Origin of the sequence: Streptosporangium brasiliense (genome assembly GCF_030811595.1) — a bacterium.
Lineage (GTDB): Bacteria > Actinomycetota > Actinomycetes > Streptosporangiales > Streptosporangiaceae > Streptosporangium > Streptosporangium brasiliense.
Genome location: NZ_JAUSRB010000001.1, coordinates 1,186,327 through 1,201,350 on the forward strand (window position 1 = coordinate 1,186,327; position 15,024 = coordinate 1,201,350).

The following is a 15,024-nucleotide window of genomic DNA, read 5'->3' on the forward strand; positions in this document are numbered from 1 at the left end:
TGGGTGACCCACGCCAGCCCCTCACCAGACGACGGCGCCCTGCTGCCGCTCGACGCCGTCCGTGAGCGGCCCGCGCCGGTCCCGGCCGCGCCGGCCAGAGGGGTGCCGGAGCCGGCAGCCCTGCTGCCGGTCGCCCGGGTGGCCGTGGACACACCCCTGCCGCACCTGGACCGGCCGTTCGACTACGTCGTCCCGGCCACGATGGACGCCGACGCGGTGCCGGGCTCGCGGGTCCGGGTCCGCTTCGCCGGCAAGCTCGTCGACGGCTTCCTGCTGGAGCGGGCGGACGCCAGCGAGCACCAGGGCAAGCTGGCCCGGCTGGAGAAGGTCGTCTCGCCCGAGCCGGTGCTGACCCCCGAGATCGCCGTGCTGGCCCGCGCCGTGGCCGACCGTTACGCCGGCACCCTGGCCGACGTCCTGCGCCTGGCCGTGCCGCCCCGCCACGCCAAGGTGGAGGCCGAGGCCGTCCCCCCGCCCGAGGAGGCGGCGCAGCAGGCGCCGGACGGCTCCGGGCCGGGCCCCTGGGCGGACTACCCGGACGGGGAGCCGTTCCTGGAGGCCCTCGCCGAGGGGCGCGCGCCGCGGGCGGTGTGGACCGCGCTGCCCGGGACGGAGGAGGGCGGGCCGCAGTGGGCCGCGGCGGTCGCGGTGGCCGTCCGGGAGACGCTCCGCGGCGGCCGGGGCGCGCTCGTGGTGGTTCCCGACGGCAAGGACGTGGCGCTGGCCGACGCGGCGCTGAGCGCCGCCCTGGGGCCGGGGGCGCATGTGGCGCTCACCGCGGACCTGGGGCCGGCCGAGCGCTACCGCCGGTGGCTGCGGGTCGCGCGGGGGCAGGTGCGCGCCGCCGTCGGCACCCGGGGGGCGGCGTTCGCGCCGGTGCGCGATCTCGGGCTGGCGGTGGTCTGGGACGACGGGGACGACCTGCACTCCGAGCGGCTCGCGCCGTACCCGCACACCCGGGAGATCCTCGCGCTGCGGGCCCACCAGAGCCGGGCAGGCCTGCTCATCGGCGGATACGCCCGTACGGCCGAGGCCACCCAGCTCGTCGCCGCGGGCTGGGCCGGCACCATCGCCGCCGCCCGCGAGACGGTCAGGGCCAGGGCCCCGAGGGTCCGGCCGACCGGCGAGGACTCCGAGCTGGCCAGGGACGAGGCGGCGCGGGCGGCCCGGCTGCCCAGCCTCGCCTGGCGGGCGCTGCGGGCCGGGCTGGACAGCGGCCCGGTGCTGGTGCAGGTCCCCCGGCGGGGCTACCTGCCCGCGCTGGCCTGCCAGAACTGCCGGGCCCCGGCCCGCTGCGGGCACTGCAGCGGGCCGCTGGCGCTGCGCGGCGGTCACGCCGCCCCCTACTGCCGCTGGTGCGGCCGGATCGCGGGGCAGTGGCGCTGCCCGGCCTGCGGGGGCGGCCGGGTGCGGGCGCAGGTGGTCGGCGCCCGCCGCACGGCCGAGGAGCTGGGACGGGCCTTCCCCTCGGTGCAGGTCAAGACCTCGGGCAAGGACGGCGTCCTCGCCACGGTGGGCGCCGCCCGCGCCCTGGTGGTGGCCACCCCGGGGGCCGAGCCGGTGGCCGAGGGCGGTTACGCGGCCGCCGTGCTGCTGGACGGGTGGGCGCTGCTCGGCCGGCCGGACCTGCGGGCCGCCGAGGAGACGCTGCGCCGGTGGATGAACGCCGCGGCGCTGCTGCGGCCCCGGGCCGAGCTGGTCGTGCTGGCCGACTCCTCGGTGCCCGCCGTGCAGGCGCTGCTGCGCTGGGACCCCATCACCCATGCCGGACGTGAGCTGGCCGACAGGACAGAACTAGGTTTCCCCCCGGCGGTAAGGATGGCCACGCTGAGCGGCTCCCCCTCGGCGGTCAGGGAGATGCTCGGCGAGGTGGCGCTGCCGGACGGGGCGCAGGTTCTCGGCCCCGTCCCGCTCGACTCGCCCAGGGGCGACCAGGTGCGGGAACGCGCCATGCTCCGGGTCCCCAGAGGGGCCGGGGCGGCGCTGGCCGCCGCGGTGAAGGGGGCCGCCGGGGTGCGTTCCGCGCGCAAGGCCCCCGAGGTGGTCAGAGTATGCATTGACCCTCTCGATGTGATTTGAGTTGTTTCCCCGATTCGCGGTGCTGACAGTAAGCCGTTAATTTTCCCCTGTGTCGATCGAATGGGTGAATCGGGCCGTAGACGATCTACGCGCGTGGGGGCGCGCGCGCGGCCTGGACGTTGACGTGGACGAGGTGCGGCTGCTCTGCGACTACGCGAGCGATTATTTGAACGTGAACGAGCTGGGTGATTTCACCCCGGTCACTTTCGAGGAACTGCTGCTCGACATCTACCCGCGCAAGGTCATCGCCCCGCCGGAAAGCGCCCCCGAGACCGTCGCCGCCGCCCGCACCCTGGTCGACTTCCTGCTGGCGACCGAGGAGATCGGCGGCAAGATGGCCGTCCGCATGCGGGTCGTCCTGGACCGGATCGAGCCCGAGATGCCGATCGCGCTCGCCGACACCTCCAAGTTCGGCATGGCCAAGAGCCTGTTCAGCGCGATGGGCGCCGACTCCCTGGAGCAGGGCGACGTCTCGGTGTCGGCGGTGGAGGAGCCCGCCGACACCGAGTTCTGCGACTGCCCCGGCTGCTCACCCCTGCCCCCGGTCCGGACCGCGCCCCGCGAGAGGCTCGCCGACAGCGCCTCCCGGGTGCCCCTGGTGACCGACGTCCGGCGGCTGGTCCAGTGGATGCTGGCCGGCGGCCGCACGCCGACCGTCAAGGGGCGGCTGCGGGTCCGCGACGCCGCCGAGGCGACCGCCCAGCTCGCGGTGGCCGACCCCGGCTTCCTGTGGGAGCTGGCGGTGCACACCGGCCTGGTCGAGGTCGAGGGCACCGCGATCTTCGACGGCGAGGACCCCGACCCGCTCGACACGTGGGCCGCGGTGGTGGAGTTCCTGGTGGAGAAGGAGACCGGCGGGGCCGTGACCGGCGCCGCGTCCCTCGACGAGGAGCTCTACGGCCTGTGCGACATGCTCTACCGTCTGCAGGCACCGGTGCCGATCCCCCTGGTCATGGAATACCTGGAGGAGATCGGGCTGCTCGACGAGGAGGTGGACATCGCCGAGGCCGTACGGGGGTTGGCCTACTGCGGGATCGCCGAGCGGAGCGAGGAGACCCTGGAGCTGAGCGCGCTGGCCGTCTGGGGCCTGCGGGAGCACTACACCGGCCTGGGCATCGAGGCGCCCGAGGCCGCCGACCTGACCGCCGCCGACGCCTCCGAGCTCATCGAGGGGCTGCTGTCCGGGATGCCCACCGAGCTGGCCGAGGCCGACATCGAGGGCTGGCTGCGGGGCAGGAGCCCGCAGGAGGCCGCCACCGAGCTGCTGAACGCCGCCTCCGGCGCGCCCTCGGCCGTGCGGGGCATCGCCGTGACGATCGTGGACCGGCTCGGCCCGGAGGCCGAGCCCGCGATCCGCCGGCACCTCGACGAGGCGGAGCTGCGCCCGCACGCCGTCCACTGGCTCTCCTCCCGGGGCCTGGCCGCCCCGGCGCTCTCCCAGGAGGAGGTGCTGTGGATGAGCGTCGACATGCTCGCCCTGGCCATCTCCGCCGCCGAGGACGACCCGGAGACCTTCGCCGAGAACATGGCCGCCTCCGGCCCGCCGGCGCACGTGATCGAGGAGATGTGGCGGGTGGACCATCCCGAGGTCGTCGAGGTCCTTGAGCTGCTGGGCCGCTCCCTGAACGACCAGAGCGTGGCCAAGGCCGCCCGCAAGGCCGCCTTCAAAGCCCGCTCCCGCGCTATCGGCTAGCCGTACACCCGTGGGGCTCCAGTGCAGTAAGTTTCACGGGTGGCAAAGAGCGGGAACACCACCGGCAACGTCTTCGATCTCGGCGAACTGCGCAGGCTGGTCGACGAGCTGGGATCGGGGTCCCGTGAGGCGCGCGCGGCCGTGCTCGACGCGGCCTCCGCCGACGACAAGGACTGCGACTGCCCCGACTGCGGCAGCGAGGTGCTGAGCTTCCCACCGGTCGTGCTCGCCCCCGACGGCGAGCTCGCCTCCGCCGTGCTCCGGGTCCCGCTGGTGCTGGACGCCCAGCGGCTGGCGGCGTGGACCGGCACCCGCGAGGTGACGCCCGAGGGCCTGCTGCCCGACCCCTACCTGCCCTGCGCCGAGCTCGGGGTGCCCAACCCGGCGCGGCTGCACCTGCTCTGGGTCGTCGCGGTCAACACCGGCATGCTGCGCATCTCCCGGGGCGTGGTGACGGCCGGCCCGCTGGCGCTCTCCGCCGAGCTGCCCCCCGCCGCGCTGCTGGGGTTCTGGGACGGCGTGGTGATGGACGTCCTCGACCGCGCCGACGAGAGCCTGACCGGCTCCTCGGTGGTGGACGACCACCTCGCCGAGATGCTCGCCACGATGTACGCCGTGAGTGACGGCCTGTCTCCCGCCACCCTGGTCAAGGGCATCCTCCAGTCGCACGAGGTGGCCTGCGAGGCCCGTCCCGCCGAGATGCGGGCGCTGGCCGCCGCGCTCCCGGGCGAGCTGGACGGCGCGCTGTCGCTGCTGGGTTACTGCGGGCTCATCGAGCTGTCGGAGGCGGGCTGGCCCCGGCTGACCCCGCTGGGCATGTGGGCGGTCCGCCAGGACCTGCTGCGTGAGGGCCACGACGCGCCCACCGGCGCCGAGGTCGCGGTCTTCGCCGACCTGGGCGCGGCCGAGCTGGTCAAGGCGATCACGGAGCGCTCCGCGGCCCCCAGCGCCGTCACCGTGTGGCTGGAGTCGCGCCACGCCGAGGCCGCCGCCCGCGAGCTGGTCAAGATCGCCGCATCCGGCACGGCCGGCCAGCGCGGCACCGTGGGCACGATCCTGGAGGAGCTCGGCCCCGAGGCCGAGGCGCCGCTGAGGGAGGCGCTCACCGAGCCGGCCATGTGGCGCTACGCCGCCTCCTGGCTGCACATCCGCGACCTGCCGGCGCCCGCCCTCACGCCCGCCGACAGCACCTGGCTCGCGGTCGACACGCTCGCCTCGCTGATCCAGCTCGGCAACGCGCCCAAGGCGATGCACGAGTTCGACATGCTCGAACCCGGCGAGGACCTGATCCGTGTCGTCGAGGAGATGACCCTGGTCGAGCACCCCGACACCATCGCGGTGCTCGACGTGCTGGCCGCCCACCACCGCGACGCGGCGGTCGCCAAGGCCGCGCGGAAGGCGGCCATGAAGGCCCGCTCGCGCTGACGCCGCCCTCCGGCGGCCGCGGCCGCGGGAGGAGAGATCCGAGGGACACTCCCCACGGCCCTTAGACTGTGGGGATCCCCCCGAAAAGCGTGAGGAGAGCCCTGTTGGCCATTCAGTCGATCCGTCTTTTCGGCGACCCCGTGCTGCGCACCCCGGCTGAGCCGGTGAAGGACTTCGACAAGGAGTTGCGCAAGCTCGTCAAGGATCTGACCGACACGATGATGGACGCCCCCGGTGCCGGGCTGGCCGCGCCGCAGATCGGGGTCGGCCTGCGGGTCTTCACCTATTACGTGGACGAGCAGCTCGGGCACCTGATCAACCCCAACCTCGACCTCTCCGACGACAAGGACGAGGAGGGCCAGGAGGGCTGCCTGTCCTTCCCCGGCCTGTCGTTCCCCACGCCCCGGGCGATCCGGGCCGTGGCCAGGGGCTTCAACATGCACGGGGAGCCCGTCACCCTTGAGGGCACCGACCTGATGGCCCGCTGTTTCCAGCATGAGACCGACCACCTCGACGGGGTGCTGTTCATCGACCGGATGGACCCCAAGCAGCGCAAGCTCGCCATGAAGGAGATCCGCGAGGCCGAGTGGAGCGGGCTGTCGGCGCCCGCCTTCAAGTTCTCTCCGCACGCCACCCACGGGAAGGCTCTGTAACAACCTTGCGCCTGGTCTTCGCCGGAACCCCGGACACCGCCCTGCCCTCGCTGCGGGCCCTGCTCGACTCGCCCCGCCACGACGTCGTCGCCGTCGTCACCCGGCCGGACGCCCAGTCGGGCCGGGGCCGCAGGGTCCACCCGAGCCCCGTCGCCGAGCTGGCGGAGGAGGCGGGCGTGGAGGTCCTCAGGCCGCCGAAGGCGGGCGACCCCGAGTTCCTGGAGCGGCTGCGGCGGATCGACCCCGACTGCTGCCCGGTGGTGGCCTACGGCGCGCTCCTGCCGCAGTCCGCCCTGGACGTCCCGCGCCACGGCTGGGTCAACCTCCACTTCTCGCTGCTGCCCGCCTGGCGCGGCGCCGCCCCGGTGCAGCACGCCGTGCTCCACGGCGACGAGATCACCGGCGCGGCCACCTTCCGGATCGTCAAGGAACTGGACGCCGGCCCGGTCTACGGCGTCGTGACCGAGGAGGTCCGGCCCGCCGACACCAGCGGTGACCTGCTCGCCCGGCTCGCCGAGTCCGGTGCCGGGCTGCTGGTGGCGACCCTCGACGGGATCGAGGACGGTGAGCTGGAGGCCGTCCCCCAGCCCGCCGAGGGGGTGAGCCTCGCACCGAAGATCAACGTGGACGACGCCAGGATCGACTGGTCCGCGCCCGCCATGCGGGTGGACCGCCTCGTCCGCGCCTGCACGCCCGCCCCGGGCGCATGGACGGAGTTCCGCGGCCAGCGGGTCAAGGTCGGGCCGGTACGGCCGGCACCGGACGCCCCGGCCCTGGAGCCCGGGCGGATCGCGGCCGCCAAGCACTCCGTCCTGGTCGGCACGGCCACCCATCCGGTCGAGCTGGGCGAGGTGCAGCCGCAGGGCAAGCGCCTGATGAGCGCGGGAGAGTGGGCCCGCGGCGTGCGGCCCGCAGACGAAGATCGGCTGGGCTAGAGATCATGAACGATCGGGGGAACGGCGGGCGCGGTCCCGGCGACCACTCACGCGGCGGCCGGGGTTCCGGCGGCGGCCGGGGCCAGGGGTCCGGCGGCCGGAACGCGGGTCAGCCGGGCGGGTCCGGTGGCCGGGGCGCTCAGGGCGGCGGGTTCAGCGGTGGCCGGGGTGCGGGTGAGCCGGGTGGGTCCGGTGGCCGGGGTTCCGGCGGTGGCCGGGGTGCTCAGGGTGGTTCCGGCGGTGGCCGGGGTGCTCAGGGTGGTTCCGGCGGTGGCCGGGGTGCTCAGGGTGGTTCCGGCGGTGGCCGGGGTGCTCAGGGCGGTGGCCGGGGCGGCCGTCCGCCCCGACCGGCGCGTGACGAGGCCCGCAACGCCGCCTACGACCTGCTGCGCGCCGTGGACGAGCGGGACGCCTACGCCAACCTGCTGATGCCCACGCTGCTGCGCGAGCGCCGCCTGTCCGGGCGGGACGCGGGCCTGGCCACCGAGCTGGCCTACGGCACCCTGCGTGGCCTGGGCACCTACGACGAGGTCATCGCGGCCTGCAGCGACCGCGCCCCCGAGGACCTGGACCCGCCGCTGCTCGACGCGATCCGCCTGGGCGTGCACCAGCTGCTCAAGACCCGGGTCCCCCCGCACGCCGCGGTGGGCACGACCGTCGACCTGGTGCGCCTGCGGGTGGGCACCGGCGCGTCGAAATACGCCAACGCCGTGCTGCGCAAGGTCGCCGGCCGCTCCCTGGAGCAGTGGCTGCCGATCGTGGCCCCCGATCCCGGCGAGGATCCGATCGGCTACCTCGCCGTGGCGTACAGCCACCCCCGGTGGATCGTCACCGCGATGCGCGACGCCGTGGGCGGCGACTTCGACGAGACGGCCGCCCTGCTGGCCGCCGACAACGAGCGCCCCCGGGTCACCCTGGTCGCCCGGCCCGGCCGCGCGTCGGTCGAGGAGCTCCTCGCCTCCGGCGCCCAGCCGGCCCGATACTCCCCCTACGCGGCCTACCTGCCGGAGGGCGACCCCGGCTCCGTCCTCGCCGTGGCCGAGGCGCGCGCCGCCGTCCAGGACGAGGCCAGCCAGCTCGTCGCCCTGGCGCTGACCCGCGTCCCGGTGACCGGCGGCGACTCCCGCTGGCTCGACCTGTGCGCGGGCCCCGGCGGCAAGGCGGGCCTGCTGGACGCCATCGCCGTCCACGGAGCCGCTCTCCCGGCGGCCTCCCGGGAGCCGTCCGGTCCCGCGTCCGCGTCCGGTGAGCGGGGCGGGGCGTCGGGCGAGCCGGGCGGGCCGTCCGGAGCGTCCGCGGTGCTTGGCGGGCCGGGTGGGGCGTCCGGAGCGTCTACGGTGCCCGGTGCGCCGGGTGGGCCGTCAGGCCCCGCCGCCTTCCCGGGCGGGGCCAATCTCCTGGCCGCCGAGCTGCAGTACCACCGCGCCCGCCTGGTCCGGCAGACCACCCGCGAGGCCGCGGTGATCACCGCCGACGGCACGGTCCCCGCCTGGCGTTCCGGGGTCTTCGACCGGGTCATGGTCGACGCTCCCTGCACCGGCCTGGGCGCCCTGCGCCGCCGTCCGGAAGCCCGCTGGCGGCGCGATCCCCGCAGCCTCCCGGACCTGGGCAGGCTCCAGCGCGAGCTGCTCGCCTCGGCGCTGGAGGCCGTCCGTCCCGGAGGGGTCGTCGCCTACGTCACCTGCTCGCCCCACCTGGCCGAGACCACGGCGGTGGTCGGCGACGTCCTGCGCCACCGCGACGACGTGGAGACCCTCGACGCCCGGGCCTACCTCCCCGAGGTGGAGGGCCTGGGCGAGGGGCCCCACGTCCAGTTCTGGCCCCACCGTCACGGCACCGACGGGATGTTCCTCACACTGCTGCGCCGCCGCTGACCGGCCGCCCGTCACCTGCGCGGCCGGATCAGCGCCCACGAGCCGGGCTGCACCTTCCGCCGGCACATCAGCCTGGCCGCGCTCGACAAGGCGATCGCCGAGGTGGTCAACGCCTGTCTCAAGCTGGACCTGCCCAAGATCTGGGGCGAGGGCTCCTCGGTGCCGGCTGATGGCACCGAGTACGAGATCTATATCGACAGTCTGATCGCCGAGTACCACATCCGCTACGGCGGCTGTGGGGCCATTGCCCACCGCTACGTCGCCGACAACTACATCGCGTTGTTCACCCACTTCTTTCCCTGTCTGTCACGCGGGCCCTGTCTGTCACGCGGGTCCGGCGCGGCCCCGCCACCCCGATGGGCGGAGGGGCCGTGACCTGCCGGGAACCGATCTATCCGAGCACCGGGTAGTTCGCGCGGAACACGTTGTGCGGGTCACGGGCCCGCTTGATCTCCCGCAGCCGCGCGAGCGCGCTGCCGGAGAAGGACTTCGCCGCCGTGTCACCGGGGGACAGCACGGTGTACGGCTTGCGGCCGCTGATGTAGGTCTCCAGGTCGGCCACGACCTCGGCCTGCTTGGCGCGCGTCGCATCGGCCGCGTGCGGCAGGCCGAGACCCAGCAGGCCGAGCAGGTAGGGCTCAGCCACCGCGCCGCTCGCACCGGCCCCGCCGCCCGGCTCGGCGAGCGCCCCGCCCAGGTGCCTGATCTGCACGTTGATGAGCGGTTCGACCGGCTTGGCCAGCAGGAGCTCCACCGCGTCCGCGTCCAGGCCGGTGAGCAGCTCCGCACGGGCGATGGACGGGGCCGGATCGGTGGGCTCGGCGGTGATGTCACCCAGGTCGGCGACCGGGACGACGCCGCGGCTGTCGGAGATCGCGCCCTCGATCTTGTCGATGCGCGCCAGCAGGTCCTCCCCCTGAGCCGCCTCACCCAGGTAGGCCAGATCCAGCGTCACCATCGGCGGCGCGCCGGGGGGCTGGAGCCGGTTGATCCAGACACTGAGTTCACGCGGCGCCTCGGCGGTGATCTCCAGGAACGCGTCGTACACCTCCCTGGTCCGGTGCTCCGGCCAGATCACGCGCCCGCCGTACAGGACCGGCGCGGGATACAGCTCGAGTTCGAGGGCGGTCACCACCGCGAAGTCCCCGCCACCGCCGCGCAGCGCCCAGAACAGCTCGGGATCGGACTCGGCGGTCACCCGGCCCGGCTCGCCATCGGCGTCCACGATGTCGATGGCCCGCACGCTGTCGGAGGCGAAGCCGTACTTGCGGCTGAACCAGCCGACCCCACCGCCCAGGGTGTAGCCGGTCACGCTGACCCCCGGTGCGCTGCCGGCCAGGCCGGTCAGCCCCAGCGGGCCGGCCGCGGCCAGCACCTGCCCCCACTTCACGCCCGCGCCCACCCGGACCACGCGCTCCTGCGGGCGTATCTCCACCTCGTTCAGCGGGCCGGTACGCAACAGGATCAGGCCTTCCACATCGCCCGAGGCGCCGTGCCCGCTCGGCTGTGCGGTCACCGTCATACCCGCCCGCCGCGCGTAACGCACGAGCGCCGCCACGTCATCGGCGTCCGCGGCCTCCGCCACGGCCGCCACCGGCTGCCTGACGGTCAGGTTCCACGCGGTGGCCGCCTGTTCGAAGCCGTCGTCATCGGCCAGGAGCACGCGCCCCTTGAGGACACCGCGCAGATCGTTGATCGTCATCGTCGTCTCCCTTTGTCGAGTTCTCGGAAAATGCGAAGGAATACCGTGCTGCACTACGGGAAGGAGGGCGCCCTGACCGGCCGGACAAGGATCACGCCGAAACCTCGATGCCGGTCCTGCACCTGTGATGGTCCGCGCCGGTGCACGTCAACACGCTGCTGCTTCAGCGAGTTCTCGGGCCACCCCTTCGGGGCGTGCAGACGTCAGGCGGGCTGCGCGGCGGGTGCTGGGGCGGCGGTCTCCTGGGCCCTGCGCGCCTTGCCGGTCTCGCGGAGGATCAGCAACCCCGTGACCGCGATCAGCGCCGCGGTCAGGCCGTGGATGCCTAGCGCGGCGGCCGTGGATCCGTGGTGGGCCAGGACGTTGACCATGTCGCCGAACGGGGTGACGGCCATCATCAGCAGGACCCAGCCCAACGGGCGGCGGTGGCCTGTCACCAGCAGGATGCCCATGGCCAGGCCCATCGCGATCTCGCGGCTGCCCTTCACGATGGAGAAGCCGCTGCCGTCAGAGGGCCAGTTCGCCAGGCCCGGGAAGGTGGTCCCGAGGGGCAGGACGAAGGACAACCCGAGGTAGAGGGTGAACAGGACGACGACGGCGGCCAGGACGGTGTTGAGCTTCTTCAGCGACATGGTCGTTCTCCTTGTATGTACGGACGGGCAGGGTTCAGCCGCGTACACGGCGGATGTGGCGGGCGTAGCGGGGGCGGCCGATGACGTGCCAGATGACGCGGACCGGGGCGGGGAGGCCGCTGAGGACGATGGCGCGCTCGGCCGGGTCCGCGTCTTCCAGGACGGCGCCGAAGAGCGTGAGCAGGGTGAGTTTGGGAGTGTTGTTCACCAGGTGGTCGCCCAGGGAGGCCCACTCCTGTTCGGTGATGTGCTTGGCCGCGAGCGGGAGGAGGGTGGCCTCCTCCTCGTCGAGGTGCTCCAGCAGGACCGCGCGGTGCTCGACGAGGGCGGCCACGAGGGTGTCGCGTCCGTCGGCGCCCGCGGTGGCCTCCCAGGCGGGGACCGCGGCGTCCAGCCTGGTCAGGGTGGCCGCGATGCGTTCGTGCTGGGCCTGCATGCGCAGGACGATGTCGGCCTCCAGGTCCACCCGGGACAGCAGCGGCGGCCACAGCAGCTCGTCCTCGCCCTCGTGATGGTTGTGCAGGCCCAGCCGGTAGACGCGGAAATGGTCGGCGATCACCTTGGCACGAGCGGTGTCACCCGGGGCGACGGCCGCGACGAGCTCCACCAGCAGCCGTGACTCACGGCGGAGGACGCGGTGGACGATCTCCATGTCCTGGGTGTTGACGCTCATCTGTTCCTGCCCTTCATCGGTTGCGACGTGTTCAGGCTGCTCCCGGGTATTTGGAGGGGGCTTGGAGAAGATTTGGAACGTCCACATACGATGTGCAGATCATGGTCTTCATCCGGGTGCTGGGCGCGTTCGCAGCGGAGGTGGACGGTGCGGCCGTTCACCTCGGCGGCCCGCGGCAGCGGGGCGTGCTGGCGTTGCTGGTGGCGGCGCGTGGGCAGGTCGTGCCGGTCGACCGGATGATCGAGGATCTGTGGCGCGGGGAGCCGCCCGCGCGGGCGCTGATGTCCCTGCAGGCGTATGTGTCCAACCTGCGTCGGCTGCTGGAACCCGGACGTCCGCCGCGCACGCCGGCCCGGCTGCTGGTGAGCGCGGCGCCGGGTTATGCGCTGCGGCTGCCACCGGAGGCGGTGGACGCGTGGCGGTTCGAGGGCCTGCTGGGCCAAGCGCGTACGGACACCGACCTACGCGCCGCGCGGGCTCGGCTCGCCGAGGCGCTGGGACTGTGGCAGGGACCGGCGTTCGCCGAGGTCGCCGACGAGCCGTGGGCCGCCGCCGAGACGGCCCGGCTGAACGAGCTACGCCTGGTGGCCACCGAGCTGCACGTCGCGGCGGGTCTGCGCATCGGCGACCCCGCCGCGGTGGTTCCCGAGGCCGAGCGGCTCACCCGCGACGAGCCCCTCCGCGAGGAAGGCTGGCGGCTGCACGCCCTGGCACTGTGGAGCAGCGGCCGCCAAGCCGACGCGCTGGCGACGCTCCGCCGCGCCCGCGGCGTCCTGGCCGAGGAGCTCGGGCTCGACCCTGGCCCGGACCTGACGGCGTTGGAGGAGGCGATCCTCACCCAGCGTACGGACGTCCTACGCGCGACCGTCCCCCCGCCCCCGCTGACCGCCCCGCTGCCGCAGGTGGCCCCTCTCCCGGGGACGGCCCCGATCGTCGAGGCGCCGTTCGTCGGACGCGAGGCACAGCTGTCGGCACTGGTCACGGCCGCCACCGGGGCCGCCACCGACGGAGCCCGCATCGCCCTTGTCACCGGCGAGGCCGGGCTCGGCAAGTCGACGCTGCTGGAACACCTCGGCAGGCGGCTCGAACGTGACGGGTGGCTGGTCGCCGTCGGCCGCTGCCCCGAGGTCGACAGCGCGCCGCCCGCGTGGGCCTGGACCGAGGCGCTGAGAGCCGTCGCCGCGTCCACGTCCCCGGGCGAGTTCGCGGACGACCTCGCGCCGCTGCTCACCGACACCGAGCCGGTGAACGCCGACGCCACCGCGGGACGGTTCCGCCTGCGCCAAGCCGTGTGGAAGTGGCTCGCGGCGGTCGCCACGGAACGCCCGGTCGCCGTCGTGCTGGACGACCTGCACTGGGCGGACGCCACCACGCTGGAACTGCTCGGCGGCGGCCTCGGCATGCGGGCCCCGATCCTGCTCGTCGCCGCGTACCGCGCGGACGAGAGCGGGCACCTCACCGAAACGCTGGCCTCCCTCGCGCGCGCCACGCCCCTCCGCCTGGCGCTGCCGGGGCTGAACGACGAGGCCGTCGCGGAGCTCGTACGGGCCGAATGCGAGGCCGACGAGGAGACCATCGCAGGGATCGCCGAGCGCACCGGCGGCAACCCGTTCTACGTGCGCGAAAGCGCCCGGCTGCTGAACGGCGAAGGCGCGCTGGTCGCCCTCTCCGAGGTCCCCGAAGGCGTACGGGACGTCCTGCGCCGCCGGCTCGCGCGCCTGCCCGAGGGAGGCGTGTCCGTCCTCCGGCTCGCCGCGGTCGCAGGCCGGGAAAGCTCAGTGGATGTCCTCGTCAAGGCCGCCGACACCGACGAGGACAGCGTCCTGGACGCGCTGGACGCCGGCGTCATCGCCGGGCTGCTCGACGAGCCCGGGCCCGGGCGGGTCCGGTTCGTTCACTCGCTGGTCAGGGACACCCTGGTCGCCGACGTCAGCCAGTTGCGGGCCACCAGGATGCACACCCGGATCGCCGCCGCCCTGGAGGGCGGTGGCGACGTCGCGGCCCTGGCCCACCACTACGCGCGAGCCGGCTCGCCGAAAGCCGTCGGTTATTGCGTCCAGGCCGCCGAGCTTGCCGAGGCGCGCTACGCCCACGACGTGGCGGTCTCGCTCCTCACCGACGCCGTCGCCAACTCCAGCGACCCGGACGAGCGCGTCGCCCTGCTCGGCAGGCTGCTGCGCGCGCAGATCAGGGCCGGGGCCTTCGCTGCGGCCAGGGACACGCGCGAGCAGGCCGTGCAGCACGCCGAGTCGATCGGCCGCGACGACCTGATGATCGCCGCGTTCACCGCCTGGACCGAGCCCACCCCCTGGCAGGCCCGCACCTACGGCACGGTCGACCGCCCCATCGTCGACCGCCTCAGCCGCCTGCTCAAGCGCACCGGCCTCACCCCCGACGTGCGGTCCCACCTCCTCATCGCCTACGCCCACGAACTGGTGGGCGAGGACGATCTGACAGTCATGGAGGCGGCCCGGGAAGCACTCGACCTCGCCACCGATCCCCGCCTCCGGGCCGCGGCGCTGCTGGTCCTCGCCCGCGACGTCCTCGCCCGCGACGCCGAGCGGGAGGAGTACTCCCGCGAGCTGGTGAAGATCAGCGTCGAGCACGACCTGCCCGTCTACCGCGTGACAGGGCTGCTCAACCAGGCCGCCTGCGCCGCCGCGGCCAACGACCCGGCGACCATGCGCCGCCTGACCGTGGAGGCGCTCGACCTCGCCCGCTCCTACCGGATGCCGGAAGCGACCGGCGCCGCCGAGATCGCACTGGCCACCCTGGCACTCATCGAGGGCCGGTCCGCCGACGCCGAGCACCGCTACACCAGGGCCACCCAGCGCATGCGACGCGCCGGATCGGTGCACGCCGCAGGCTTTCTCCGCCTCGCGCTGGCGTCGATCTGGCTGAACGACGGCACGCTCGGCGCGCACCTGGACGACGTGCGCGCCCTCCACGCCGCGCTCGGCCCCATGACCTCCGACCTGCTCGCGCTCGCCCTCCACGCCAACGGCCTGGACGCCGAAGCCCGCGAGGTCCGCGCGTCACCCAGCCCGATCCGCCCCGACTTCTTCTTCACCTTCCTCACAACGTTGCGCGCGATGGCCATCGTCGCCTTGAACGACCGCGACGCCGCCGAGGAGATCTACGCGACGCTGCTTCCGCACCGCAACGGCCCCCCGGCGGGCGCCACGAGCGTGTCGGTGGCGCTGCGCCCGGTCGCCCACACCCTCGGCGAGTTGGCCGTCCTCCTCGGCCGCGACCACGAGGCCGCCGCCCACTTCACCCAGGCCGCCACCATCGCCGACCGATGGAACGCACCCCCCTGGGCCGCCGAGGCCCGGTCACGGACGACCACCTAGCCTCT

General features: G+C 74.1%; 10 protein-coding genes and 1 pseudogene. 8 read left to right on the plus strand and 3 right to left on the minus strand.

Features of this window, described 5'->3' with window-relative positions; translation table 11 throughout:
- The first annotated feature begins 3 nt into the window (after positions 1–3).
- The 7 genes and pseudogenes from J2S55_RS05280 (at position 4) to J2S55_RS05310 (ending at position 9,034) form a co-directional block, all read left to right on the plus strand.
- Positions 4–2,079, plus strand: a complete 2,076-nt coding sequence (locus J2S55_RS05280; RefSeq protein ID WP_306857706.1) for a primosomal protein N' — start codon at positions 4–6, stop codon at positions 2,077–2,079.
- Positions 2,080–2,128: 49 nt separating this feature from the next.
- A complete protein-coding gene (locus tag J2S55_RS05285) occupies positions 2,129–3,772 on the plus strand; it encodes a hypothetical protein (RefSeq protein WP_306857708.1) in 1,644 nt (547 codons plus the stop codon).
- A gap of 39 nt (positions 3,773–3,811) precedes the next feature.
- Positions 3,812–5,197 (plus strand): hypothetical protein, encoded by a 1,386-nt coding sequence (locus J2S55_RS05290; protein WP_306857709.1) that lies wholly within the window; start codon positions 3,812–3,814, stop codon positions 5,195–5,197.
- Positions 5,198–5,301: 104 nt separating this feature from the next.
- Entirely contained in the window at positions 5,302–5,850 is a 549-nt protein-coding gene (gene def, locus J2S55_RS05295; RefSeq protein ID WP_306857710.1) for a peptide deformylase, read from the plus strand.
- Between the two features lie 5 nt (positions 5,851–5,855).
- Entirely contained in the window at positions 5,856–6,785 is a 930-nt protein-coding gene (gene fmt, locus J2S55_RS05300) for a methionyl-tRNA formyltransferase (RefSeq protein WP_306857711.1), read from the plus strand.
- Positions 6,786–7,138: 353 nt separating this feature from the next.
- Positions 7,139–8,659 (plus strand): annotated as a pseudogene (locus tag J2S55_RS05305) (RsmB/NOP family class I SAM-dependent RNA methyltransferase); the annotation flags it as partial.
- Between the two features lie 27 nt (positions 8,660–8,686).
- Positions 8,687–9,034 carry a Tn3 family transposase gene (locus J2S55_RS05310; protein ID WP_306858560.1) on the plus strand — a complete coding sequence of 116 codons (348 nt, stop codon included), beginning with the start codon at positions 8,687–8,689 and terminating at the stop codon, positions 9,032–9,034.
- A gap of 16 nt (positions 9,035–9,050) precedes the next feature.
- Here J2S55_RS05310 and J2S55_RS05315 read toward each other — a convergent pair whose 3' ends face one another.
- From J2S55_RS05315 to J2S55_RS05325, 3 genes are all read right to left on the minus strand, one after another.
- Complete coding sequence (locus tag J2S55_RS05315) at positions 9,051–10,361, minus strand: FAD-binding oxidoreductase (protein WP_306857713.1); 1,311 nt, start codon at positions 10,359–10,361, stop codon at positions 9,051–9,053.
- A 203-nt stretch (positions 10,362–10,564) separates the two neighbouring features.
- On the minus strand, positions 10,565–10,993 hold the full coding sequence (locus J2S55_RS05320; RefSeq protein ID WP_306857715.1) for a DUF4267 domain-containing protein: 429 nt from the start codon (positions 10,991–10,993) through the stop codon (positions 10,565–10,567).
- Between the two features lie 34 nt (positions 10,994–11,027).
- On the minus strand, positions 11,028–11,666 hold the full coding sequence (locus tag J2S55_RS05325) for a hemerythrin domain-containing protein (RefSeq protein WP_306857716.1): 639 nt from the start codon (positions 11,664–11,666) through the stop codon (positions 11,028–11,030).
- A gap of 101 nt (positions 11,667–11,767) precedes the next feature.
- Here J2S55_RS05325 and J2S55_RS05330 point away from each other — a divergent pair, with 101 nt between their 5' ends.
- Positions 11,768–15,019 carry an ATP-binding protein gene (locus J2S55_RS05330; RefSeq protein WP_306857718.1) on the plus strand — a complete coding sequence of 1,084 codons (3,252 nt, stop codon included), beginning with the start codon at positions 11,768–11,770 and terminating at the stop codon, positions 15,017–15,019.
- Positions 15,020–15,024: the final 5 nt, after the last annotated feature.

Coding starts and splice junctions, on each gene's coding strand:
- J2S55_RS05315 (WP_306857713.1), bottom strand. CDS start 10,361: ATGACGATCAACGATCTGCGCGGTGTCCTCAAGGGGCGCGTGCTCCTG.
- J2S55_RS05320 (WP_306857715.1), bottom strand. CDS start 10,993: ATGTCGCTGAAGAAGCTCAACACCGTCCTGGCCGCCGTCGTCGTCCTG.
- J2S55_RS05325 (WP_306857716.1), bottom strand. CDS start 11,666: ATGAGCGTCAACACCCAGGACATGGAGATCGTCCACCGCGTCCTCCGC.
- J2S55_RS05330 (WP_306857718.1), top strand. CDS start 11,768: ATGGTCTTCATCCGGGTGCTGGGCGCGTTCGCAGCGGAGGTGGACGGT.